Raw genomic sequence first — 23,978 nt, 5'->3', positions numbered from 1 at the left:
CGAGATCGCATCGCATCAGGCAGCGCAGCTTCTACCGAATCAGGTGCACACATGCGTTCATTCCGTGTCGAAATTCCGCAAGCCGACCTGGACGATCTGAACCGGCGGCTCGCCGCCACCCGCTGGCCGGACGAACTGCCGGGCGTCGGCTGGGACCGCGGCGTTCCCCTGGCGTACCTCAAGGACCTCGCCGAGTACTGGCGGACGAGCTACGACTGGCGCGCGGCCGAGCGGCGGCTCAACCAGTACCCCCAGTTCGTGACCGAGATCGACGGCGCGAATGTGCACTTCATCCACGTGCGGTCGCCCGAGCCGCACGCCACTCCGCTCATCCTCACGCACGGCTGGCCCGGCTCTGTCGCCGAGTTCCTCGACGTCATCGGCCCGCTGACCGACCCGGCCGCCCACGGGGGCGACCCGGCCGACGCCTTCCACGTCGTGATCCCGTCCATCCCCGGCTACGGCTTCTCCGGCCCCACCGGCCAGATCGGCTGGGACGTGCCGCGGGTCGCGCGGGCGTGGGCGGAGCTGATGAACCGCCTCGGGTACGACCGGTACATCGCGCAGGGCGGCGACTGGGGCAAGGTGATCTCGCTGCAGCTCGGCCTCGCCGACCCCGAGCACGTGGCCGGCGTGCACATCAACATGCTGGTGACGTTCCCGCCCGGCGACCCGGCGACGCTGAACCTGGACGCGGACGAGCTGACCCGCCTGGAGCACGGCGGCCGGTTCCAGCAGGACGGGCTCGGCTGGCAGAAGATCCAGTCCACGCGTCCGCAGACCCTCGCCTACGGGCTCACCGACTCCCCGGTCGGCCAGCTCGCCTGGATCGCGGAGAAGTTCAAGGAGTGGACCGACTCCGAGAACGCCCCCGAGGACGCGGTCGACCGCGACGCCCTGCTGACCAACGTGTCCATCTACTGGTTCACCGCCACCGCGGGATCGTCCGCGCAGCTCTACTACGAGTCCAGCCACGGCGACGCGGCCTTCGTTCAGACGTGGGGCGGGCCGTGGCCGCTCGCCATGCCGGTCGGGGTCGCGGTCTTCCCCAAGGACGCCACCCGCCCGATCCGCCGCTTCGCCGAGCAGGCGCTGCCGACGATCACGCACTGGACGGAGTTCGACCGCGGCGGGCACTTCGCGGCGCTGGAGCAGCCCGGCCTGCTGGTCGGCGACGTGCGGGCGTTCGCGCGCTCGCTGCGGCCCGCGCCGGTGAACGCCTGACGCCGCGCTGATCGAGACACCCCGGCCGGGTGGAGGGAGCCGGCTCAGGCTCCCTCCACCCGGCCCTTCGGCATGCCCGGAAACACCCCCGTGAGCCGGCTCGGCACCGGAGCACTGCGGAAGATGCGCCGCTTCCCGAGGCCGTCTGACGATGACGAGGTGCGAAACGGCGGATCGCCGCACTTTTCTACGCGATCCGGTACACAGGGAGGTAACCCGATGAGCAGTCTCGTGGGAAACCGCGCGGTGGTGCTCGGCGGCAGCATGGCGGGTCTGCTCGCGGCGCGGGTGCTCGCGGATGGCTACGCCGAGGTTCTGGTCGTCGACAGGGACCGGCTTAGCGGGGTGACGACCGCGCGCCGCGGCGTCCCGCAGGGCCGGCACGTGCACGGACTGCTGGCCCGGGGCCAGCAGATCCTCGAGGAGCTGTTCCCCGGGTTCACCGAGGGGGCGGTGGCCGCCGGCGTGCCCACCGGCGACCTCGGCGAGCTGCGCTGGTTCTTCAACGGCGCCCGGCTCCAGCCGGCCCGCACCGGCCTGATCTGCGTCTCCGCCGCCCGGCCCGTGCTGGAGAGCCACGTGAGGGCCCGGGTGGCCGCGCTCCCCAACGTCACGTTCCTGGAGGAGCACGACATCGCCGGGCTCGTCGCCACCCCCGACCGCGGCAGGGTGACCGGGGCACGGGTGCGCCCCCACGACGGCGAAGAGGTGACCATCGAGGCCGACCTCGTGGTGGACACCACAGGCCGCGGGTCGCGGACCCCGGTGTGGCTGGAGGAGTTCGGCTACGAGCGGCCGGCCGAGGAGAAGGTCAAGATCAACCTGACCTACACCACCCGGCACTTCCGGCTGCGGGACGAGAGCATCCTCAACGGCGACCTGTCCATCAACCCCGTCTCCACGCCCTCGCACCCGCGCGGCGCCTTCTTCTCCAGGATCGAGGACGGCAGGTGCGTGGTGTCCCTCACCGGCGTGCTGGGCGACAGCGCCCCCGCCGACCCCGAGGGCTACATGGACTTCGTCAAGTCCCTGCCGGTCCCGGACATCTACGACGTCATCAAGGACGCCGAACCGCTGGACGACCCCGTCTCCTTCCGCTACCCGGCCAGCGTCCGCAGGCACTACGAGCGGCTCACCCGCTTCCCCGACGGCCTGCTCGTCATGGGCGACGCCGCGTGCAGCTTCAACCCCGTGTACGGCCAGGGCATGACGGTGGCCGCCCTCGAGTCGCTCACGCTCCGCACGCACCTGCGCAAGGGGACGGAGCCCAGGCCGCTCGACTTCTTCCGCGACATCTCCGCCGTCATCGACGTGCCCTGGAACGTCTCGGCGGGCGGCGACCTGAGCTTCCCCGAGGTCGAGGGCGAGCGCCCGCTCATGGTGCGGTTCATGAACGCCTACATGGCCAGGGTGCAGAACGCCATGTCCAGAGACGGCCTGGCGACCAGGACGTTCATGCGCGTGGCGGGGCTCGTCGACCCCCCGCAGGCGCTCATGAGCCCCGGGATGATCCTGCGGGCCCTGCTGAAGGGCGGCCGCCCGCGGCCCGCCGCGTCGCCGCGGTGGGCGGAGAGCCGCACCGAATCCAGCATTTCAGGAGATGTGCGCATTTCCGGCCGAAGCTGATGATTACGACGCAAGGGGGGTCGATTGGCAACGCCAAACGATTGCGAACAGATTCACTCCTGATAGGAGCAGGCAAATGGTGGCCACATCCAGCACGCGCGGCGCGAGAGCCGACAGCGGTGAACGAATTCCGCGGCTAGAGGGTGTACGCGGAGTCCTCGCATTGGGAGTGCTCGTCTTCCACGCCGCGTGGCTGGCGGGCGCCACCAGTTTCATGGACCAGCCCGGCAACGGCATCTGGGGATACCTGGCGGACGGCCTCGCGGTCTGTCTGCCGCCCTTCTTCCTGCTGTCGGGCCTGTTCCTCTACCGGCCGTTCGCCCGCGCGATCCTGGCCGGCAGCGGCAAGCCCAACGTGCCGGCGTTCCTCACCCGGCGCGCGTTCCGCATCCTGCCCGCCTACTGGCTGATGCTGGCCGTCGCGCTGCTGTTCATCAACCTCAACGGGATCAACGGCATCCGCGACGTGCTGCGGCCGTTCCTGGCGATCCACTTCTTCTGGCAGGAGGGCCAGCCGCTCACCGGTCTGCTGCACACCTGGACCGTCCCGACCGAGCTCACCTTCTACCTGGCCATCCCGCTGCTCGCGCTCGCCTCCAACCGGCTCGCGCGCCGCAGCCCCGACCCGGCCAGGCGGATGCGGCTCATGATGATCACGCCCGCCCTCGTGCTGGCCGGCGGCTACGCGTGGATCATCTACACGAACCTGCCCTCGTTCACGGGTCCGTACGAGTTCTGGTTCTGGCCGTTCTACTACATGACCGCCTTCGCCTGCGGCATGGTGCTCGGCATCCTGCACGCCTACTCCGAGGTGACCGGCCGGGTGCCCGGGCTCTACCGGCTGGCGATCCGGCGGCCGAACATGTTCTGGCTCGCCGCGCTCGTCGTCTACCTGGCGTACGCCCCGCAGCCCTTCGGCACCCCGGGCATGGGCGACTGGCCCGCCCTGATCCAGGAGCTGGTCGGCCACACCCTCGTGCTCGTCTTCGGCGTGCTGTTCATCGTGCCGCTGACGCTGCCCGAGGCGAAGTCGCGGTTCATGGAGGCGGTGCTGGCCAACCCGGTGATGCGCTACCTCGGGCGCATCTCGTACGGCATCTACCTGTGGCACGTGCTGGTCCAGGAGTTCTACCTGAAGAACGGCAACATCTTCGGGGTGGACCCGCTGGACGCCACCCAGTTCCGGGGCACCGTCGGCTTCTGGGAGCTGACGGCCTTCGTGCTCGCGGTGAGCGTGATCCTGTCCACCGTCAGCTACTACGCGCTGGAGCGCCCGGTGATGAAGCTGTGGAACGTCTGGTTCAAGAAGGACACCAGGCGGCCCGTGGCCACCGCGGACCCGGTGCAGCAGGGCGTGCCCGTGGGCGCCGCGTCCACCGGCTCCGACCGCGCCTGACCGCCGCGTAGCGGGGCGCACGACCACGACCGCAACGCCGGAGAGCGCCGAACCCGACGGATCGCCAGCCGCGACCGTCACCGGCCTCTCCGGCATTGCGGTCGAAACGTTCTCCCAGGTCCCCCGCGCGGCCGGATCCGGTCACGCGCCACATCCGGCCTGCGCCACCGCTGGACCCCCTCCGCGTGGGAGGGTGCGGGGGCACGGCCGCGAACACACGAAGGAGGTCAGCGGATGAGGAAGCTCATCGCATCGGTCATGACATCGCTGGACGGCGCCATCGAGCACCCCGAGCTCTGGTCGATGGACTACTGGAGCGACGAGGCGGAGGCCCAGGCCTGCGAGCTGCTGTTCGCCAGCGACGCCCTGCTGCTCGGGCGGGTCACGTACGAGGGCTTCGCCGAGGCGTGGCCCGAGATGACCGACGAGAGCGGGTACGCCGAGCGGATGAACAGCGTGTCCAAGTACGTCGTCTCCTCGACGCTGGAGAAGGCCGACTGGAACAACTCCACCGTCATCGGGTCCGACGTCGCCGGCGAGGTGGCCGCGCTCAAGCAGCAGCCGGGGCAGAACATCCTGACCTTCGGCTGGGGGCGGCTTACCGAGTCGCTGCTGAGCCACGGCCTGCTCGACGAGGTCAACGTGTGGCTCCACCCGGTCCTCGTGGGCAGCGAGGAGGGACAGCTGCACCGCAAGGGCGTCGCCTCGCCGCTGGAGCTCGTCGACAGCAGGACGCTCGCCTCGGGCATCGTCATCCTCAACTACCGGCCCACGGCTCCCAAGGCGCCGGAGGACTAGGAGAACACGGTCGCCCGCGACGGCCTCCGCGCCGGTCGCGGGCGGCCGTCGCGCCATTTCGGGTACGCGCCCGACCGGGCGCGTCGTCTACGGAAGGGATCAGCGGCCGTGGAAAGAGACGCAAGAAGGGCGAACCGGTTGTCGTCGTCACCCGGGACGGGCCACCGTCCCGCCCGCGTGGTGGTGACCGGCGGCTCCGGCTTCATCGGCAGCCACCTGGTGGACCGCCTCATCTCCAGAGGAGACGAGGTAACCGTCTTCGACAGCGGCCCGCTGCCGGAGCACCAGCGGCTGGCCCGTGAGCACGCCCGGCTCGTGCAGGGCGACGTACGGGATCCTGACGGGCTCGCCAAGGCGATCACCGCCGGGGTGGACGTGGTCTATCACCTGGCCGCCGTTGTCGGCGTGGACCAGTACCTGGCCCGGCCCCTCGACGTCATCGACATCAACTTCCAGGGCACCCGCAACGTCCTGGAGCAGGCAGTCCGCGCCGGCGCCCGCGTCGTCGTGGCCAGCACGAGCGAGGTGTTCGGCAAGAACCCCGCCGTGCCGTGGACGGAGGACGCCGACCGCGTGCTCGGCTCCACCTCCGCCGACCGCTGGACCTACTCCACGGCGAAGGCGCTGACCGAGCACCTGACCTTCGCCTTCGCCCGCCAGCACGACCTGCCCGCGACGGTCGTCCGCTACTTCAACGCGTACGGCCCGCGGCAGCGCCCCGCGTTCGTGCTGAGCCGCAGCATCCACCGAGCGCTCAACGGCCGGCCCATCGTCATGTACGACAGGGGCGGGCAGACTCGGTGCTTCACCTACGTGGAGGACGCCGTGGACGGCACGCTGCTGGCCGCGGACCACCCGGCGGCCGTCGGCGAGTCGTTCAACCTGGGCAGCATGGTCGAGACGACGGTCCGCGAGGCCGGCGCGCTGGTGGCCAGACTGACCGGCGCCGCCACCGCGCAGGACCAGATGGACGCGGTGGACACCCGCCACGCGCTCGGCTCGGCCTACGAGGACGTGCCACGGCGCATCCCCGACAGCACCAAGGCCCGCCGCGTGCTCGGCTGGCGGTGCGCCACCTCGCTGGAGGAGGGCGTCGCGCGGACCGTCGCCTGGGCCCGCGCCAACCCCTGGTGGCTGGCCCTGCCCGACACCGGCGCGGTCGCCGCGCGCGAGCCCGCCGTGCTGGACAGCGCCGCGTGACAGGAGATCACAGCGGCAGGAGAACAGGAGGGCCGGGCGCCGCCCGGCCCTCCTCGCGTCTGCACCCCCCTGCCCCCCTCCCCGGACCACGGCGGAGGCGGGGCGCCCGCACCACCGCGGAGCCCGGAAGCCAGCACCACCGCGGAGGCGGGGCGCCCGCACCACGGCGAAGCCCCCCGCACCGGGGGTCTCCCGGGCGGGGGGCTCTGTCGTCAGGGTCTGTCGTCAGGGTCTGTCGTCAGGCTCTGTCGTCAGGCTCTGTCGTCGAGCCGCGACGCTCAGCTGACGCCGGCGGGCACCGGGGCGGTCAGCCGCACCGGCAGGGACCGGTGGCCGTTCATGATGAACGTCGGCAGCGGCTGCAGTTCGTCCTTCGAGACGGCGAGGGTCAGCTCGGGGAAGCGCTCGAAGAGGCTGGACAGGCCGATCGTCGCGACCGCCCGGGCGATGCCCGCGCCCAGGCAGTAGTGCGGCCCGTAGCCGAACGACAGGTGCTCCTTGTCCGGCCGGGTGATGTCGAAGCGGCCGGCGTCGACGCCGTGCAGGGCCGGGTCGCGCCCCACGGCACTGTAGTTGATCAGGATCGGGTCGCCCTTCGGGATGGTGACCCCGTCGAGGTGGATGTCGGTGACGGCGTACCGCAGCGGCAGATGCACCAGCGGCGACTCGACGCGCAGCGTCTCGTCGATCACGTCGTCCCAGCTCGCGCGGCCCGAGGTGACCAGTTCGAGCTGCTCGGGGTTGGACAGCAGGGCGGTGATGGCGTTGTCGAAGAAGTTGATCGTGGTCTCCGAGCCCGCGCCGAGGATCGCGAAGATCGTGTCGGCCAGTTCCTGCTCGGACAGGCGCGAACCGTCCTCGTCGCGCGCGGCCACCAGGTCGCTGGTGATGTCCTCGCCGGGGTTGCGGCGCTTCTCCGCGATGAGCTCGTCCATCGCGCCCCGCCAGCCGAGCAGGATGCTCTGGGCCTGCTCGGGGGTGACGGTGGTGTCCACCATCATGTCGATGACCTTGGCGGTCTCGACCCGGGCGGCCTCGGACATCCCGATGAGGTCGGCCACGAGCATCGCCGGCAGGGGGTAGGCGAACTGCTGCCGCAGGTCGACCACCTCACCCGGCGGGGTGGCCGCCAGCGCGTCGAGGAGCATATTGGTCAGCTCCACGATCCGCGGCTTGATCGCCTCGGTGCGGCGCGGCGTGAAGGCCTTGCCGACCAGCCGGCGCAGCCGGACGTGGTCCTTGCCGTACGCCGTGACCATGTTGTCCATGGCGATCCAGCTGATCATCTCCCAGTCCGGGGGGATCTCGCCGTTGATGAACGCCGGCCAGTGGTTCCTGGCGCTCTTGGTGACGTTCGGGTCGCTCAGCAGCTTACGGATGGCGGCGTGGGTGTTGACCGACCACGCGATCACCCCGCCGGGGAGCTCGACCTGGGTCGCGTGACCCTGTGCGCGCAGGCGGTCGGTCTCCGCGTGGATGTCCCGGCCGGTGGTGTCGAGGACTGGGCAGCGTCGTTCCACGGATGTCTCCCGGTCGTTCTTTGGTGCGTTGGACAAGGAAGAGTCAGTTGGACGAGCCGGTGGAGACCGCCTGCGGGCGCGCCTCCTCGGTGCCGGTCCCGCGGGCCCGGCTCCACCGCCGCATCGCGGGCTGCTCGACGAACCGGTAGAGCAGCCATCCGGCGACCACGTTCACGCCGATCAGCGCGAGGACGAGCAGGGTGCCGCCCACGACGCCGTACTCGGCGCGGCCCAGCACGGTGGGACGCAGCCAGAAGAGCACCACGGCCTGGGTCATGTAGAAGCCGAACGACACGTTGCCCAGCCACACCATGGGCTTGCTGCCCATCACGGTGCGCCGGCCGCGCAGGTTGGCCGTCGCGAACGTGCCGATCGCCAGGCCGAACGGGACCGCCGTCACCAGGACGAGGCTGAACGGCGAGGGCACCCACAGGGTGGCGGCGTACGCGACCACGAGCAGTGCGACCACCGGGGTGAGGCCGATGCGGGGCCACCTGCCGCTGATCACGATCCGGGCCAGGATCATGCCGAGCACGAACTCGAACAGGCGGGCCGGGGGGAACATGTAGACGAACCAGAACTGCGTCAGCGACAGCGGGTCGCCCGGGTAGCGCGGCTGGTCGGGCAGCAGCGAGAGGGTGACGAGGCAGACGGCGGCCATCGCGACGACGGTGACGCCGGCCCACGCCCACAGGCGGCTCTCCCTGATCTTGCCGATCGGGATCATCAGCAGCGGGAACAGCAGGTAGAACAGCATCTCCGAGCTGAGCGACCAGGCCGGCATGTTGGCCCCGCCCCAGTAGTTGGAGTCGGGCGAGAACGAGTTGACGAGCAGCAGGTTCGGCAGGCCCCACATCGGCGTGTAGGCGGCGGCGAACAGGAGCATCGCGAGCGCCCAGGTCACCACGTGGTTGGGCAGGATCTTCACGGAGCGGCGCCGCAGGTAGGCGCGGACCGAGTCACCCGGCCGGTACGACCAGGTGATCACGAAGCCGCTCAGGATGAAGAAGAACGACACTCCGATGAAGCCGCCCGGGGAGAAGAACCACATCAGGTTCTGCGTGATGGTGTCGTCCTGGAACGGCGTCGCGGGGTCGAAGTCGCCCGCGGTCATCGGGAAGATGACATGGCTCATGAAAACCAGCAGTGCGGCGATGATCCGCATGCCGGTCAGTGCTGGCAGATCGGGGCGGCGCTCCTCCTGGGGGGCACCGCGCACAACCGACGATGTCGCCACGGACACGGTGGGTGTTCCTTTCGACTCGGACTGCCCCTGCCGGCAAATGGAGAAACGCTGGGCAATCTGGGGATGTCGCTTTCCGGCGACTCCATCATTCGCATCCGCCGCGCGCCGCCGCATCTCCCCCCGTGCTTATTCCGGAAAGCGCTCAGACGACGTGCACCTCGGGCACGTAGAGAATCCACCGGCCGCCGCGCTCCGCGAATTCCCGCTCTTTGCGCATGATTTCCCCGGCGTGGTTCCAGGCGAACAGGATCGCGTAGTCCGGCGGGTTCGCCGCGAAGACCTCCGGCGAGACGACGGGAATGTGCGAGCCCGCCACCAGGCGGCCCTGCTTCGACGGCGTGGAGTCGCAGACGAACGGCACCGTGTCGGGCCCGATCCCGCAGTAGTTGGTGACCGTGGTGATCTTGGCGGGGGCGCCGTAGCCGGCGATCGTCTTCCCCTCGGCGCGCAGGCTCCGCAGCAGCGAGTTGAGGTCGTCGCGGACGCGGGCCGCCCGCCGGGCGAACTCCTCCAGCGTGGCGTGCTCGCCGAGGCGCTGGGCCTCCTCCCTGGCGAGCCACTCGCCGACCGCGGGGCGGATCTCGCGCGCGCCCGGCTTGGCCAGCGTGTAGCGCATCGAGCCGCCGTGCAGTTCGACGTGCTCGACGTCCACGAGTTCGAGCCCGTAGAGCTCGGCCGCGGCCCTGATCGCGCGCACGGAGAACACGAAGGAGTGCTCGTCGTAGAGGATGTCGAACGCCGTCTGCTCGACGACGCTGCCCAGGTAGGGCTCCTCGAAGACGAACACGCCGCGCGGGCCGAGCAGCTGCCTGGCGCCCTTGAGCACCGAGGCGAGGTGGGCGATGTGCGCGATCACGTTGGCGCCGAAGATGACGTCGGCCGGGCCGTGCTCGGCGCGGATCGGCTCCGCCGCCGACTCGTCGAAGAAGCGGGACAGGACCTGGACGCCGCGCGCCCTGGACATCTCGGCCACCTGCCGCGAGGGCTCGATGCCGAGGTGCCGCACCCCCGCCCTGGCGATCCGCGCGAGCATGACGCCGTCGTTGCTGCCGATCTCGGCGATGAACGGGTCGGGGCCCGTCAGCTCCGTCTCCAGGAACCGCTCGGCGATGCCCTCGAAGTGCCGGCTGTGCACCACCGAATTCGAGGCGTGGTACGGATATTCGTCGTGATATCTGACCTCCTGCGGAATGTCCGCCATGAGCTGGACCATGGTGCACGAGTCACACATTCCGACGACGAGTGGGAAGAAGAACTCGTCCGAGGTGTCCCCGGGCTTGGGGAACGCGTTCCCACGGGGGTGCGACCCGAGATCGACCGCCGCCTTCACAGGGCCGCCGCAAATTCGGCAGGAAATATCCATGACAGGACGTTAACACCGCCGTCCGCGGCATTTCTTATCGGCGGTTGCGGTGAATTCCGCCAATGGCGCGGAATTCACCAGCCCGACCTCACCGTCGCGACGATGTGCGCGCGGTCCTCCTCGGAAAGCCACCAGCCGACGGGGATGTTGACCACGCGCTCGTCCACCGAGTCGAGCCCCGGCAGGGCCGTGCGCGCCGCGGTGACGCAGCCGTGCGCGTCGTTGCGGCGGCACACCACGCTCACGGTGATCCCGGCGGCCGTCATCTTCCGCATGAAGGCGGCGCGGTTCTCCACCTTGACCGGGTAGAGCCAGAACGACGACTCCAGCCCCGGAGTGCGCTCCGTCAACTCCAGGCCCGGCACGCCCGCGAGTTCGCGGTCGTAGAAGGCGGCGTTGCGCCGGTGCCGCTCGACGCGGGCGTCCACGTCGACGAGGTTCGCCAGGCCGATGGCCGCGCCTATCTCGTTCAGGTAGAAGTTGTAGCCCCACTCGGGCACGTCGTAGTCGGCGTTCACCCGGTCGGCGTCACGGTCGATGCCGAAGAAGCGCAGGCGCCTGGCGCGCTCCAGCGACCGCTCGTCTGGCAGGGCGAGCATGCCCCCGGTGCCGCAGCTCAGGTGCTTGGTCGCGTGGAAGCTGTAGGCGCAGTAGTTGCCGTGGTTGCCCAGCGGCCGGCCGTGGCACAGGGCCCCCCACGCCTGGGCGCAGTCCTCGATCACGGCGGGGCGGACGCCGTACGCCGCCTCGGCGTCGTCCAGGATGCGCGCCAGCCGGTCGAGGTCCACCGGGCAGCCGCCCCAGTGCACCACCATGACGGCCCGGGTGGCCGGCGAGATCTTCTTCGCCAGGTCGTCGAGGTCGATGGTGAGCGTGGCCGGGTCGACGTCCACCCAGGTGATGCGCAGCCCGTTGGCGAGGATGCTCCAGTTGGTGGCCTCGAAGGTGAACGGGGTGGTCAGCACCTCGCCCGGCGGCCCGTCCTGCTCCTGCCCGCCGGCCGATCTCAGCGCCAGGTGCAGCGCCAGGTGGAGCGCCGACGTGCCGTTGTTCAACGCGGCCACGTGGGGGTTGCCCACGCGCTCCGCGAGCGCGCGCTCGAACTGCTCCACCCGCGGCCCGTGGCCGAACCGGCCGCTGTGCACCACGTCGGCGACCAGTTCCGCGGCGCCAGGCGCCACCGTGGACCGGAACAGGGGGATCACCGCCCGCCCCTCCCCCTCACCGGCGCACGCCGAGGAACAGCGAGCGCCCGGCGAGCAGGTCGCCCGTCTCCTCCAGGCAGGTCACGTCGAGGCCGGCCCGCCGGAACGCGGCGGCGTACTCCTCCCGGGAGAACAGGCTCATCACCTGGACGTGCTCGAAGTGGCGCACCCCCTCGCCGTCGCCCACGAGGTAGTGGGCCCGCACCTCGACCGTGTCGCCGACGCGTACGGACCGCGCGACCCGCGCCACGACCCGGTGCTCGTCGCGGACGACGTCGTGCCCGATGTGGCCGTCGACGAAGCCGTCCCTGAAGTACCACGGTTCGACGATGAGGACGCCGCCCTGAGCGACGTGCCTGGCCATGGACCCGATCGCGGCGTCGAGTTCCTCCGTGCCGGCCATGTAGCCGACCGTGCCGTACAGGCTGCAGACGGCGTCGAAGGTGCGGCCGAGGTCGAAGTCGCGGATGTCCCCCGGGTGGACGGCGACGCCGGGCAGCTTGGCCATGGCCCGCTCCCGCATGGCGTCGGACAGCTCGACCCCCTCGACGTGCTCGAACATCGTCCGCAGCGACGTGAGGTGCTCTCCGGTGCCGCAGGCCACGTCGAGCAGCGTCGCCGCGTGCGGGGCGCGGTCGCGGATGAGGCCGGTCACCACCTCGGCCTCCATCGCGTAGTCCTTGCCGCGCCGCTTGTAGAGGAGGTCGTAGATCTCGCTGACGTCCTCTCCGTAGACGTTGTCGTCCCGTGTTCGGCTGTCGACTGTGGTCACCGCAACTCCCAACCGCCAGGGCCCCGCCGCGCGGACGCCGGGCGCTACCGGCGTCGCGGGGGCGCCTCGTCCGCTACTTGACCGTCTCCGGGACGGGGAACCGCACTCGGATTCTCTCCGGGTGCCCGGCGCGCTGTCTTATCCCGGAATGCCATGCCCGCACGTCCCGGGATATGGCAGGGCATTTCGGGAGATGCACCGGTCCGGTGGCGGGTGTGACGCTGACCGCGTACCCGTACGCCCACGAGACCGTGAGGAACCGCGCAGCATGGGAGTCATCACCGATCTTCCCGAGCACCGCCTCCCGTCCCCTCCCGAGCCCGGCCTCACGCCCGAGCGGGTGGTCGCGAGGGCAGAAGCCATGGTGCCCCGCCTGGTCGAACTCCAGGCGGAGACCGAGCAGCGCACGTACTACGGGGAGGACGTCCACGAGGAGTTCCGGAAGGCCGGGTTCTACCGCATCCTGGTGCCCCGCCGGTACGGCGGCTACGAGTTCGGCATCGACACGTTCATGCGGGTCGCCATCGCCCTGACCCGGGGCTGCCCGTCGACCGGCTGGATGTTCTGCCTGGGCGCCGCGCACGCGCTCCCCGCCGCCACTGTGTTCCCCCGCGAGGTGCAGGACGAGATCTTCGCCTCCGGCGAGTTCATCTGCCCGGCGACCGTCGTGCCCGGCGGCACGGCCGAGCGCACCGAGGACGGCGACTGGGTCATCGACGGCACCTGGGGCTACTGCTCCGGCTCGCCGTACGCCACGCACTTCATGGGCCACGCGATGGTCACCCCGGAGGACGGCGGCGAGCCCGAGCCCATGATGTTCATCGCGCCGCGCGACCAGTGGACCCGCCTCGACGACTGGGGTCACGCGCTGGGCCTCAAGGGGAGCGGCTCCCACAGCATCCGCATCACCGGCGGCCGCGTTCCCGACCGCTACACGATCAAGACCCACATGAGCCAGATCGACGTCAGCCAGGGCTCGCCCGGGCGCGCCCTGCACGGCAACCCCGAGTACGGCGGCGGCCAGCTCAGCTTCATGGTCATGGAGGACGCGGTGCTCGCCGTCGGCATGGCCAAGGGCGCGCTCGACGCGTACGAGGACCTGATGCGCACCCGCACCACCCCGTTCCCGCCCATCGTGGTGCGTTCCGAGGACCCGGACTTCCAGCTCAGGTACGGCAAGGCCGCCGGCCTGATCGCCACCGCCGAGGCCGCGACCATGGACGCGGTGCGGCAGTGGCGCGAGGCCTGCGCCCGGGGCCCGGCGGCGATCACCCACGAGCACGAGCTGCGCCTGGCCGCGATCTGCTCCGAGGTGGTGTCGCTGTGCTGGCGCGCGGTCGAGCGCTACCTGTTCCCCACCGCCGGGTCGAGCGCCGTGAAGCGGGGCGAGCGCATCGAGCGGGTCTGGCGGGACATGTCGATGTTCGTCACGCACGCCGGCGTCTCGACCTTCCTCGCCACCATCGCCAAGCGCGAACTGGCCCGGGCCCGGTTCGGCGTCGCGGACCACGGGTGAGAGCCCCGGACGACCGAGAAGGAAGGGACAGCTGGCGATGACAGACCTCCACGACGCGCCGATCACCGGGGAGCACGCACCGCCGCGGCGGACGCGTCCCCTGACCGGCGACGAGTACGTCGAGAGCCTGCGTGACGACCGCGAGATCTACCTGTACGGCGAGCGGGTCGCGGACGTCACCAGGCATCCCGCGTTCCACAACCCGATCCGGATGACGGCGCGGCTCTACGACGCCCTGCACGACCCGGACCGGCGGGGCGACCTCGTCGTGCCGACCGACACCGGCAGCGACGGCTACACCCACAGCTTCTTCACCACCCCGCGCGGCGTCGACGACCTGGTGGCCGACCAGCGGGCGATCGCGGCCTGGTCCCGGATGAGCTACGGGTGGATGGGGCGCAGCCCCGACTACAAGGGGGCGTTCCTCGGCACGCTCGGCGCGAACGCGGAGTTCTACGAGCCCTTCTCCGACAACGCCCGGCGGTGGTACCGCGAGTCGCAGGAGAAGGTCCTCTTCTGGAACCACGCGATCGTGCACCCGCCGGTCGACCGCAACCGGCCGCCGGACGAGGTCGCCGACGTCTTCGTGCACGTCGAGAAGGAGACCGACGCGGGCCTGGTCGTGAGCGGCGCCAAGGTCGTGGCGACCGGCTCGGCCCTGACCCACTACAACTTCATCGCCCACTACGGCCTGCCGATCAAGGACAAGAAGTTCGCCCTGGTCGCGACCGTGCCGATGGGCGCGCCGGGCCTCAAGCTGATCTGCCGCCCGTCCTACTCGGCCCAGGCCGCCGTGATGGGCAGCCCGTTCGACTACCCGCTGTCCTCCCGGCTGGACGAGAACGACACGATCCTCGTGCTGGACAAGGTGCTCATCCCCTGGGAGAACGTCTTCATCTACGGGCACCTGGGGAAGGTCCAGCTCTTCACCGGCCGGTCCGGCTTCCCCGAGCGCTTCACCTTCCACGGGTGCACCCGGCTCGCGGTGAAGCTGGAGTTCATCGCCGGCCTGCTGGCGAAGGCCGTGGAGATCACCGGGACCAAGGACTTCCGGGGCGTGCAGAGCCGCATCGGCGAGGTGCTGGCCTGGCGCAACCTGTTCTGGGGCCTGTCGGACGCCGCCGCGCGCAACCCCGTCCCGTGGGTGAACGGCGCCGTCCTGCCCAACCCGGCGTACGGCCTGGCCTACCGGTGGTTCATGCAGATCGGCTACCCCCGGGTCAAGGAGATCGTCCAGCAGGACATCGCGAGCGGCCTCATCTACGTCAACTCGAGCGCCGAGGACTTCCACAACCCCGACGTCCGGCCGTACCTGGACAAGTACCTGCGCGGCTCGGACGGCATCGACTCGGTCGAGCGCATCAAGGTGATGAAGCTGCTGTGGGACGCCGTCGGCACCGAGTTCGGCGGGCGGCACGAGCTGTACGAGCGCAACTACGCCGGCAACCACGAGAACACGCGGGTGGAGCTGCTGTCGGCGCAGATCGCCAACGGCCAGGTCGACGGCTACAAGGCGTTCGTCGACGAGTGCCTGAACGAGTACGACCTGGACGGCTGGACGGTCCCCGACCTGTCCTCGTTCGCCGAGCTGCGGCAGACGAAGAAGAGCCTGTTCGACCTCTGAGCCCGTGCGGGGCGGCCACGGCCGCCCCGGACGCGGCCATGGCCCGCACCACGACCACCGGCGCGCCGGACCTCCCCCGAGGTCCGGCGCGTTCGCCGTTCCCGGGGACACGCGCGGGTTCAGGCGGCGGGTCCTGGGATGCGCTGTGGACACGGGAAAGCCCGGGGCGGGAGTCCCGCCCCGGGCTTTCGCCTGTTCTCGGTCCAGACCGGTCCCGCCGGTCGCTCAGCGCAGTTCGAGGTCGGCGCGGCCGACCGCGTTCACCAGCTCGCCCCGGGACAGCGCGGCGGCGACCAGCTCGATGTCGTCGGCCATGTAGCGGTCCCTGTCGAGGGTCGGCACCAGCGAGCGCACCATCTCGTACGCCGCCTTGCCCGCCGGGCTGAGCCCGTCGTACCTGCCGGACAGGTCCACCGCCTGGGCCGCGGCCAGGTACTCCACCGCGAGGATCTTGTGGTTGTTCTCCAGCACCCTGCGGGCGTTGCGCGTGGCGATGAGGCCCATGCTGACGACGTCCTGGTTGTCGCCGTTCGACGGGACGCTCTGGATGCTGGCCGGGCCGATCGTCCGGTTCTCGGCGACCAGCGCGGTGGCGGGGTACTGCGCGCCGGCGAAGCCGCTGTTGAGGCCGGGGTCCCCGGCGACGAGGAACTCGGGAAGGCCGTTGCTGAGGTGCCGGTTCAGCAGCCGGTTGGTGCGGCGCTCGGAGAAGACCCCGAGCTGGGTGAGGGCGATGGTGAGGTAGTCCATCACGAAGGCGACCGGCTGGCCGTGGAAGTTCGCCCCGTGGAACACCTCCTTGCCCTCGAAGACCAGCGGGTTGTCGTTGGAGGAGTTCAGCTCGATCTCCAGCGTGGACGACGCGTGGTAGACCGCGTCCCGCACGGCGCCGACGACCTGCGGGATCGCCCGCAGCGTGTACGCCTTCTGCAGGTAGACCTCGGTGCGGTGGACGCCCGCGCCTTCGCCGTCGCCCGCCGCCTCCGCGCCGTCCTTGAGCGCCCGCCGCAGGTCGCCGTGCTCCACCGCGAGGCGGCTGCCGGCGAGCAGGGCCCGCATGTTGGCGGCGGCGTCGATCTGCCCCCGGTGGGGACGGGCCACGTCGTGCCCGTCCGCGAGGAAGGGACTGGTGGAGCTCTGCAGGACCTCGCAGATCAGCGCGGTGACGATCTCGGCCTGCCGCACCTGGTCCAGCGCCCTGCTGACCAGCAGGGAGCCGACCCCGGTCATCGCCGAGGTGCCGTTGATCAGAGCGAGCCCCTCCTTGAAGCGCAGCTTCAGCGGCTCGATGCCGAACTCGCGCAGGATCGGGCCGGTCTCGACCCTGCGGCCGTCGCGCAGCACGTAGCCCTCACCGATGATCGTGGAGGCGATGTGCGCCAGCGGGGCCAGGTCGCCGCTCGCGCCCAGCGAGCCGATCTCGGGGATGGCCGGGGTGATCCCCAGGTTCAGGTACAGCGCGAGCCGCTCCAGCAGCTCGGGCCGGACCGCGGAGTAGCCCTTGGCGAGCGCGTTGAGCCGGGCCGCGACGATCGCCCGCGCCTCGTCCTCCGCGAAGGTCGGGCCGACCCCCGCGCTGTGGCTGCGGACCAGGTTGGTCTGCAGCTCCACCTCCTTGGAGGTGTCCACGAGCATGTAGATCATCTCGCCGTATCCGGTGGTCACCCCGTACACGGGGATGCCCTGCCGGATGATCTCCTCGAACTGCCGCCTGTTGGCCGCGGCCTTGGCCAGCGCGGAGGGCGCCACGCCGCACGGCACCTGGTTCTCCGCGACGCGCCGTACTGTCGCGATGTCCAGGTTCTCGCCGTCGAAATCGACTGACGTCTCGGTCTCGACCAGAGTCATCTCTCACCCCGCCGTAGGTTGGGTACGCAAGCGGCCGCTACCGCCACTACGGCGGCGGCTCCGGTCGGGTCGCGGCCGGTGGGCCCGTACAGCGGGAGGCAGCGCGACCGTCACCCCGTCATCGTCACGTCCGGGCTGTGACCCGCGCATCTTCCGGGATGCTCGCCGGGATCTTCCCCGGCCGTACGGCGGGGCGCCGGTCAGTACGCCCTGCGCCGGCGCATGGCTGAGCGCTCGATGCGCTCGCGGGCCTCCAGCAGGCAGGAGGCGATCTCCTTCTCCCGCTCGGGGGTCAGGCGGGGGATCGGCACCGAGCAGCTGATGGCGTCGCGCGGCGGGTCGCTGATGTGCAGCGCGACGCCGAAGCACCGCAGCCCCTCGGTGTTCTCCTCGCGGTCCACGGCGTAGCCCTGCTCGCGCACCCGGCCCAGGTCGGCCAGCAGGTCCTCCGCGTCGACGATCGTGTGGGCCGTCAGCGAGGGCAGCTCGGCGGGCAGCATCGCGCGCACCTCGTCGTCGTCCCTGCTCGCGAGGATCGCCTTGCCGAGCGACGTGGTGCTCGCCGGGAGGCGGCGGCCCACCCGCGAAAACGGCCGCAGGTAGTGCCGTGAGGCGCGCGTGGCGAGATAGACGATGTCGAAGTGGTCGAGCCTGGCGAGGTGCACCGTCTCCCCCGTGACCTCGGCCAGCCAGTCCAGGGCGTCGTGCGCGAGCTGGACCACGGGGTCCCCGTCGATGTACGTCGCCCCGACCAGCAGGGCCCGCATGCCGATCCGGTAGAGCGTGCCGGTGACGTCGGTCTCGATCCAGCCGAGATCGACCAGCGTGCGCAGCAGGGCGTGCAGGCTGCTCTTGGGATAGCCCAGCTTGCCCTGCAGGTCGGTGAGGCTGTGCAGCCCGGGATACTGCGCGAAGAAGTCGAGCAGCTCGACCGTCCTGAGCGCCGACTTCACGTGCGGCACGGGTTCCGCCATGTGTTCCTCCCTGGCCCGCCTGTCCGCCTCCTATTGTGAGCCGGTTCCTGAGCCGACGACGTCCGGGAGGCGATGTCGTCCATGTCGCCGCCGGAGCGCGGGTGGCGATCACGTGCCCCGGTGCCAGATGCCCCGGTGCCAGATGCCCCGGGTCACGTGCCTCGGGTCACGTGCCCCGGGTCACGTGCCTCGGTGTCAGGTGCCGAGGCGGACGGGTGACAGCCCGAGCTGGAGATACATCTCGAACTGGTCGTAGAAGACCTGCTGGTGGACGATCAGGCCGCCCGCGGTGGAGAAGAACCAGCAGCACCGCACGCTGACGTACCTGCCGGTGGCCGGGAGCACCTCGCCGGCGATGACCGGGAAGGAGCCGGTGTGCCTGCCGGTGCCCACCGCGGCGACCGCCGTGGTCTCGCCCTCGGAGAGCTTCTGCATCACGGTGGCGTGAAGGTCGGGGAATGCCTGCCAGATGCCGGTGTGGTAGGACGCCACCTCCGAGCGGCCCTCCACGGGACCGCCCGGACCGACCGCCACGGGCTTGGAGCAGTAGCACCGCATGACCGCGTCCAGGTCGTGGGCGTTGCACGCGTTGAAGTATTGGTCCACCACGTCGGCCACGGCGAGACCCCCGAATCCCCGCACCTGGTAGTCCAGGTTATCCGGGCGGCCACCGGCCGGGCCAGCCCGGGAGGACCGGCCGGTCGGACGGCCCGTCGTCCAGGCCGAGCAGGCGCGTCAGCACCTCCCGCACCAGGCGCCCCGGGCGCGCGGGCAGCTCACGGGCACGCCAGGCGACGAACCCGTCGGGCCTGACGAGGACCGCCCCGGTCCTCGTGACGCCGTACGCGCCGTGGAACCGGTCCTCGGGGTCGCGCAGGCCGGCGCCGATCCGATGGACGTCCAGCCCGGTCTCCCGTGCGGCCACCGCGGCCCACTCCCCGCCGTCCTGGCCGGTCAGCAGCGTGAAGGCGCCGGCGAACAGGTCGAGCGTGGACAGCCTGGTCCCCGCCCGCTCCAGCCACACGTGCGGTGCGCGCAGGCCCGGACGCCCGCTGGGAACGCGGGGGTCCTCAGCCGGCGCGTCGGGGACCGGCGTCTCCTGGACGACCGCCCCGGATTCGTACCGGTAGCCGAAGATCATGGTTATGTCGTCGATCCCGGTGACGTCGGCCCCGGTTCCCGCGCGGCGGCCCGCGAGGTGCCGCGTCGCGGTGTCCAGCGTCAGCATCGCGACCGGGCGGCGTTCCCGCTCATAGCTGTCCAGCAGCGCCGGTCCGGCCCGGCCGGCGATCACGGCGGCGAGCTTCCACGCCAGGTTGTGCGCGTCGGCGATGCCGGTGTTCGCGCCGTACGACCCCGCGGGCGGCACGACGTGGGCCGCGTCGCCGGCGAAGAACACCCGCCCGGCCCTGAACCGGTGCGCGACCCAGCCGCCGACCGTGCTGCGGGTGACCTTCCCCGGCCGTCCGGGCACGGGGGGCACGAGGGTGACGTCGAGGTCGGCCACCCCGGTCGCCAGGCGGGCCATCTCGGCGCAGCGCTCCTCCGAAAAGCTCTCCTGCGGCTCACCTGACTCGCTGTGCGCGGGCACCCCGAGCATCCACCGCCCGTGCGTACGCAGCGGCACCAGGACCGTGCCCGGCACGGGCCGGTCGAGATAGGCCAGCAGGAAGCGCCGCCCCCGCAGCACGGCGCCGAGATCGGCGTCGAAGACGAAGTACGAGACGTCGGTGGCGGGTCCTGGCCGGTCCGCGCCGATGCCGAGCCGCTCGCGCACGCCCGCGCGGTGGCCGTCCGCGGCGATCAGGTAGGAGGCGCGGACGCGGCGCGTGACGCCGGTGCCGAGATCGCGGACGACCGCCGTCACGCCCGCGTCCTCGGCATGGGGGTCGGCGTCGGCGTCGGCGTCGGCGTCGGCGTCGGCGTCGAAGGACACCAGCTCGGTGCCGAAGCGCACGTCCGCGCCGCCGCTCTCGGCATGGGCGCGCACGACGCGTTCCAGCTCGTCCTGGTCGATCATCGCCCAGTCGGCGGGGCCGACCTCGGCGGGCGGCCGTACGTGCGCGAGCAGGTCGACGCGGAAGCGCTCCCGGCCGGCCAGCGTCTCCGCGCCGATCATCTCCGGCAGACCGGCCAGGATCGACTGACGCGCGCGGATCTCCTCCTCCAGCCCCAGGGCACGGTAGATCTCCATCGAGCGCGGGTTGAACGCCCGCGCCTGAGGCGTGATCGCCGTGGAGGGGTGCCGTTCTACCAGCATCGGACGGACCCCCAGGCGGGTGAGGAAGAGCGCGGCGGACAGGCCCGTGATGCCTCCCCCCACGATGAGGACGTCGGTCCTGTGGTCGTACGGTCCGGCCATCGCTGCGGCTCCCGTCTGTGCCCGGCGGCGCCTCGAACGCATCCGCGCCGGGGACCGCGCTCGCGGCTTCCTCCTCCCGATAATCAACCGAACCTAAAATTGTGTCAATTGAATGGTTGATTGTGTTGACCGATCGGTTGCGACTGTCAGAGATACGATCGGCACGTGCCCGCCAAGCCACGCCGGTCTCCCCGCCCCCACGAACGGCAGCGCGACCCCGAGCGCACCCGCCGGCTCATCCTCGACGCCGCGACGGTGGAGTTCGCCGCGCACGGATACGCGGGGGCCCGGCTCAGCGCGATCGCCGCCAGGGCCGGCGTCAACCAGCAGCTGATCTCGTACTACTTCGACGGCAAGGAGGGCCTCTATCTGGCCCTCGGGGAACGCTGGCGGCAGCGCCAGAGCGAGCTTGCGACGCCCGGCACACCGCTGTCCGACCAGCTCCGCCGGTACGCGCTCGAGGTGCTGCACGACCCTGACGGTGTCCGGCTGCTGGCGTGGAGCGGCCTGGAGTACGCGGGGCCGGGGACCGATCCCGACCAGGCGCCGCGCTCGGAGCGGCTGCGGGGCTACGTGGAGGAGGTCCGCGCCCGGCAGGAGGCCGGCCGGCTGCCGGACGAGGTGGATCCCGCCTGCCTCACCATCATGCTGATGGCCGCCGCGATGGCGACCACCACGCTGCCGCACGTCGTGGAGGGCGTCTGCGGAGCGGATCCCCGCTCACCCGAGTTCGTCCGGCACTACGCCGACCAGGTCGCGCTCCTCGGCCGGCTACTCGGGCTCGACCCCGATTAGTGCGCCGACCACCGGCGTTCAGCGGGCAGGAGGGAGCGGAGCGGAAGGGAGCGAGGACCGCAAGCGTTGCGCCCAGCGGAGCGGGCTTCGCGAGGACCGGAGTTGCCTTCCGGCGCAGTGACCGACCCGGCCAAGGGTCGTGAACACCCCGATAGCCGGCCGCGCCGCCCCCGAAACGGGAACGGCGCGGGCGTCAGGCGTAAGGCGCGTCAGGCGTCAGGCGCGGCGGCCGTCCACGCGCTGCGGCACGCCGAGGGGGTTGTCGTCGCGCAGCTCAGGCGGCAGCAGGTCGGCCGGCCAGTCCTGGTACGCCACGGGGGTCGTCCAGCGCCCGATCGAGGCCGCGCCGACGGAGGTGTGCGCCGGGGCCGTGGAGGCGGGCCAGGGGCCGCCGTGGTGCATCGCCCAGGAGACGGCGACGCCCGTGGGCCAGCCGTTCCAGATCAGCCGCCCCGCGAGCCGGCTCAGGACCGGCACGAGGTCGCGGGCCTCCTCAGGCCCGGCGGCGTGGACGGTCGCGGTCAGCGACCCGGGCAGCCGGCGCAGCACGGCGGGCAGGTCGGCGGGGTCGCGGTAGCGGACGACGATCGCCGCCGGGCCGAAGCACTCCTCCGCCAGTTCGGGCAGCCCGTCCGCGAACGCGTCCAGCCCTGCGGCGAAGACCTGCGGGGTGATGCCGTCCACCGTGCTCCCTCCGGCCAGCACGGTGAGCCGCTCGGCCAGCAGGCCGGACTGCCGCAGGTAGCCCTCGCGGATCTTGCCGGTCAGCATGGGCCCGCCGCCGGTCGCGCCGACCGCCTCGGCGACGGCCTGCTCGAATCCTCCCTCCGCCGGGAGGAACACCAGGCCGGGGTTGGTGCAGAACTGCCCCACCCCGAGCGTCAGCGACGCCGCGAACCCCGACGCCACCTCGGCGGGGTCGGCCGAGGGCAGCACGACGACCGGGTTGACGCTGCCCAGTTCGCCGTAGAACGGAATGGGGTCGGGCCGCTCGTCGATCAGCTTCTGGATGGCCTTCCCGCCCGCGAGCGAGCCGGTGAAGCCGACCGCCGTGACGAGCGGGTGCTTCACCAGCGGCTCCCCCGCCTCGAACCCGTGCACGAGCCCGAGCAGGCCGGGGTCGGGCAGGGCCTGCCGTACGACGGAGGCGGTCAGGTCGGAGGTGCGCGGGTGCCCCTCGTGGGCCTTGACCACGACAGGGCAGCCGGCCGCGAGCGCCGACGCCGTGTCGCCGCCCGCCACCGAGAACGCGAAGGGGAAGTTGCTGGCCGCGAAGACGGCCACGACGCCGAGCGGGTGGTTCATCCGGCGCACGTCGGGACGCGGCGGGGTGGCGCCGGGGTCGGGGTGGTCGATCACCGCCTCCACCCACCCGCCGTCCCGCAGGACCTCGGCGAACAGCCGGAACTGCGCGGCCGTACGCGCGATCTCGCCGCGCAGCCGCGCCTCCGGCAGCCGGGTCTCCTCGGCGGCGGGCCACAGGTCCTCCGCGTGCTTCAGCAGGGCGTCGGCGACGCCTTCGAGCACGGTGGCGCGCTCGGCCGGGGGCGTGGCCCGCCATGCCTCGCCCGCCGCGGCGGCCGCCTCGACCGCCGACTGGACGCTTTCGTTCACCTGACCGGTCATCTCGTCCTTCCCGCCGTGATGTTCTCGACGTCGTACTCGGGCCCGCAGAATTCCCCGCCGACCAGCGAGTGCGGCGGCTCGCCCGGATCGGGCTCGCCGTACTCGGCGATCAGCTTCGCGGCGTGGACCTCCGCGTCGTCCTGGGGCTCGTAGCCGATCGCCCGGCCCTCCTCCAGCGACCACCAGCGGCGCGTGTTGGCCGACACCCCCCACACCACGTGGAAGCCGTCCGCCGCCAGCGACGCCTCGGCCAGCCGCGCGCAGTCGTCGGGCGACAGCCAGGTCGACAGCATGCGCACGTCCGCGGGCCGCTCGACGCAGGAGCCGATGCGCAGGCAGGTCACGTGCATGCCGTACCGGTCGTGGTAGAGCGAGCCGAGCGCCTCTTTGGTCACCTTGCTCACGCCGTAGAAGGTGTCGGGGCGGGGGAACAGGTAGTCGGGGGCCTCGCCCGCGCCGCGCGGGGAGAACCCGACCGCGTGGTTGCTGCTGGCCAGCACGACGTGGCGCACGCCGGCCCGCCGCGCGGCCTCCAGCACCACGTAGGTGCCGTGGATGTTGACCTGGAGGATGTCCGCCCACGGCTGCTCGCCGCTGTGGCCGCCCAGGTGCAGCACCGCGTCCACGCCGTCCATCGCCGCGTCCATCGCCTCCGGGTCGGTGATGTCGGCGGTCACCGCCTCCTCGCCCGGCCCCGCCTCCACGGGGACCACGTCGAGCAGGCGCAGCACTCGCCCCTCCGCGGCCAGGCGGGGTCGCAGCATGGTGCCGACGCCGCCCGCCGCGCCGGTCATGAGTATTCGCATGTGCCTCCTGTCGGATCGGCCCCGCTGCGAGCACGGCCCCGGGCGCCGGGGGCGACGCCCATGACGTCCGCGCGGCG

The 23,978-nt window shown here is 71.5% G+C and carries 19 protein-coding genes; 8 read left to right on the top strand and 11 right to left on the bottom strand.

Translation table 11 applies throughout. The annotated features are described in order from the left end of the window. The first annotated feature begins 51 nt into the window (after nt 1-51). From HHX31_RS00590 to HHX31_RS00570, 5 genes are all read left to right on the top strand, one after another. Nucleotides 52-1,224, top strand: a complete 1,173-nt coding sequence (locus HHX31_RS00590) for an epoxide hydrolase family protein (RefSeq protein ID WP_169944028.1) — start codon at nt 52-54, stop codon at nt 1,222-1,224. Nucleotides 1,225-1,443: 219 nt separating this feature from the next. Beyond that, entirely contained in the window at nt 1,444-2,850 is a 1,407-nt protein-coding gene (locus HHX31_RS00585; protein ID WP_169944026.1) for an NAD(P)/FAD-dependent oxidoreductase, read from the top strand. After that, a complete protein-coding gene (locus HHX31_RS00580) occupies nt 2,825-4,246 on the top strand; it encodes an acyltransferase (protein WP_311930980.1) in 1,422 nt (473 codons plus the stop codon). The genes HHX31_RS00585 and HHX31_RS00580 overlap by 26 nt, the downstream gene beginning before the upstream one ends. A gap of 234 nt (nt 4,247-4,480) precedes the next feature. Beyond that, the gene (locus HHX31_RS00575) at nt 4,481-5,044 is read left to right on the top strand and encodes a dihydrofolate reductase family protein (protein ID WP_169944023.1); all 564 of its coding nucleotides are present in this window, start codon (nt 4,481-4,483) and stop codon (nt 5,042-5,044) included. A gap of 108 nt (nt 5,045-5,152) precedes the next feature. Then, on the top strand, nt 5,153-6,244 hold the full coding sequence (locus tag HHX31_RS00570; RefSeq protein ID WP_311930978.1) for an NAD-dependent epimerase/dehydratase family protein: 1,092 nt from the start codon (nt 5,153-5,155) through the stop codon (nt 6,242-6,244). Nucleotides 6,245-6,522: 278 nt separating this feature from the next. Here the strand turns inward: HHX31_RS00570 and HHX31_RS00565 are convergent, their stop codons facing one another. The 5 genes from HHX31_RS00565 to HHX31_RS00545 form a co-directional block, all read right to left on the bottom strand. After that, on the bottom strand, nt 6,523-7,764 hold the full coding sequence (locus HHX31_RS00565; RefSeq protein WP_169944021.1) for a cytochrome P450: 1,242 nt from the start codon (nt 7,762-7,764) through the stop codon (nt 6,523-6,525). 43 nt (nt 7,765-7,807) lie between these two features. Then, on the bottom strand, nt 7,808-9,007 hold the full coding sequence (locus HHX31_RS00560; RefSeq protein ID WP_169944018.1) for an acyltransferase: 1,200 nt from the start codon (nt 9,005-9,007) through the stop codon (nt 7,808-7,810). 145 nt (nt 9,008-9,152) lie between these two features. Then, complete coding sequence (locus tag HHX31_RS00555) at nt 9,153-10,373, bottom strand: class I SAM-dependent methyltransferase (RefSeq protein WP_169944016.1); 1,221 nt, start codon at nt 10,371-10,373, stop codon at nt 9,153-9,155. Nucleotides 10,374-10,447: 74 nt separating this feature from the next. Beyond that, the gene (locus tag HHX31_RS00550) at nt 10,448-11,578 is read right to left on the bottom strand and encodes a DegT/DnrJ/EryC1/StrS aminotransferase family protein (protein WP_169944014.1); all 1,131 of its coding nucleotides are present in this window, start codon (nt 11,576-11,578) and stop codon (nt 10,448-10,450) included. 16 nt (nt 11,579-11,594) lie between these two features. Then, nucleotides 11,595-12,350, bottom strand: a complete 756-nt coding sequence (locus HHX31_RS00545; RefSeq protein WP_311930972.1) for a class I SAM-dependent methyltransferase — start codon at nt 12,348-12,350, stop codon at nt 11,595-11,597. Between the two features lie 268 nt (nt 12,351-12,618). Between HHX31_RS00545 and HHX31_RS00540 the strand changes: the two genes are divergently transcribed. Together HHX31_RS00540 and HHX31_RS00535 are read left to right on the top strand one after the other, a co-directional pair. Then, nucleotides 12,619-13,866 carry an acyl-CoA dehydrogenase family protein gene (locus HHX31_RS00540; protein WP_169944012.1) on the top strand — a complete coding sequence of 416 codons (1,248 nt, stop codon included), beginning with the start codon at nt 12,619-12,621 and terminating at the stop codon, nt 13,864-13,866. A gap of 37 nt (nt 13,867-13,903) precedes the next feature. Beyond that, a complete protein-coding gene (locus tag HHX31_RS00535) occupies nt 13,904-15,490 on the top strand; it encodes a 4-hydroxyphenylacetate 3-hydroxylase family protein (protein ID WP_169944010.1) in 1,587 nt (528 codons plus the stop codon). 225 nt (nt 15,491-15,715) lie between these two features. Here HHX31_RS00535 and cmdF read toward each other — a convergent pair whose 3' ends face one another. The 4 genes from cmdF to HHX31_RS00515 form a co-directional block, all read right to left on the bottom strand. Continuing rightward, entirely contained in the window at nt 15,716-17,338 is a 1,623-nt protein-coding gene (gene cmdF, locus HHX31_RS00530; protein ID WP_169944008.1) for a tyrosine 2,3-aminomutase, read from the bottom strand. Nucleotides 17,339-17,538: 200 nt separating this feature from the next. Then, nucleotides 17,539-18,312: an IclR family transcriptional regulator gene (locus HHX31_RS00525; RefSeq protein ID WP_169944006.1), complete on the bottom strand. Its 774-nt coding sequence runs from the start codon at nt 18,310-18,312 to the stop codon at nt 17,539-17,541. A gap of 195 nt (nt 18,313-18,507) precedes the next feature. Continuing rightward, the gene (locus tag HHX31_RS00520; RefSeq protein ID WP_169944004.1) at nt 18,508-18,954 is read right to left on the bottom strand and encodes an ester cyclase; all 447 of its coding nucleotides are present in this window, start codon (nt 18,952-18,954) and stop codon (nt 18,508-18,510) included. Between the two features lie 13 nt (nt 18,955-18,967). Then, complete coding sequence (locus HHX31_RS00515) at nt 18,968-20,674, bottom strand: FAD-dependent oxidoreductase (RefSeq protein ID WP_169944002.1); 1,707 nt, start codon at nt 20,672-20,674, stop codon at nt 18,968-18,970. A 165-nt stretch (nt 20,675-20,839) separates the two neighbouring features. On the opposite strand from HHX31_RS00515, the gene HHX31_RS35475 reads away from it, so the two are divergent. Further along, a complete protein-coding gene (locus tag HHX31_RS35475; protein ID WP_169944000.1) occupies nt 20,840-21,469 on the top strand; it encodes a TetR/AcrR family transcriptional regulator in 630 nt (209 codons plus the stop codon). 216 nt (nt 21,470-21,685) lie between these two features. On the opposite strand, the gene HHX31_RS00505 is transcribed toward HHX31_RS35475, so the two are convergent. Further along, the gene (locus tag HHX31_RS00505) at nt 21,686-23,095 is read right to left on the bottom strand and encodes an aldehyde dehydrogenase (NADP(+)) (protein ID WP_169943998.1); all 1,410 of its coding nucleotides are present in this window, start codon (nt 23,093-23,095) and stop codon (nt 21,686-21,688) included. Then, complete coding sequence (locus tag HHX31_RS00500; protein WP_169943996.1) at nt 23,092-23,901, bottom strand: NAD(P)-dependent oxidoreductase; 810 nt, start codon at nt 23,899-23,901, stop codon at nt 23,092-23,094. The genes HHX31_RS00505 and HHX31_RS00500 overlap by 4 nt, the downstream gene beginning before the upstream one ends. Between the last annotated feature and the right edge of the window lie 77 nt (nt 23,902-23,978).

The organism is Microbispora sp. H11081, from assembly GCF_012999535.1.
GTDB lineage: Bacteria > Actinomycetota > Actinomycetes > Streptosporangiales > Streptosporangiaceae > Microbispora.
The sequence above is the reverse complement of the archived record's forward strand: the minus strand, read 5'-3'. Positions and strand labels throughout refer to the sequence as shown.

Excerpts from the sequence above, each read along its gene's own strand:
- HHX31_RS00515 (WP_169944002.1), bottom strand. The coding sequence starts at position 20,674 with ATGGCCGGACCGTACGACCACAGGACCGACGTCCTCATCGTGGGGGGA.
- HHX31_RS00590 (WP_169944028.1), top strand. The coding sequence starts at position 52 with ATGCGTTCATTCCGTGTCGAAATTCCGCAAGCCGACCTGGACGATCTG.
- HHX31_RS00555 (WP_169944016.1), bottom strand. The coding sequence starts at position 10,373 with ATGGATATTTCCTGCCGAATTTGCGGCGGCCCTGTGAAGGCGGCGGTC.
- HHX31_RS00535 (WP_169944010.1), top strand. The coding sequence starts at position 13,904 with ATGACAGACCTCCACGACGCGCCGATCACCGGGGAGCACGCACCGCCG.
- HHX31_RS00575 (WP_169944023.1), top strand. The coding sequence starts at position 4,481 with ATGAGGAAGCTCATCGCATCGGTCATGACATCGCTGGACGGCGCCATC.
- HHX31_RS00505 (WP_169943998.1), bottom strand. The coding sequence starts at position 23,095 with ATGACCGGTCAGGTGAACGAAAGCGTCCAGTCGGCGGTCGAGGCGGCC.
- HHX31_RS00580 (WP_311930980.1), top strand. The coding sequence starts at position 2,825 with ATGTGCGCATTTCCGGCCGAAGCTGATGATTACGACGCAAGGGGGGTC.
- HHX31_RS00500 (WP_169943996.1), bottom strand. The coding sequence starts at position 23,901 with ATGCGAATACTCATGACCGGCGCGGCGGGCGGCGTCGGCACCATGCTG.
- cmdF (WP_169944008.1), bottom strand. The coding sequence starts at position 17,338 with ATGACTCTGGTCGAGACCGAGACGTCAGTCGATTTCGACGGCGAGAAC.
- HHX31_RS00525 (WP_169944006.1), bottom strand. The coding sequence starts at position 18,312 with ATGGCGGAACCCGTGCCGCACGTGAAGTCGGCGCTCAGGACGGTCGAG.
- HHX31_RS00585 (WP_169944026.1), top strand. The coding sequence starts at position 1,444 with ATGAGCAGTCTCGTGGGAAACCGCGCGGTGGTGCTCGGCGGCAGCATG.
- HHX31_RS00540 (WP_169944012.1), top strand. The coding sequence starts at position 12,619 with ATGGGAGTCATCACCGATCTTCCCGAGCACCGCCTCCCGTCCCCTCCC.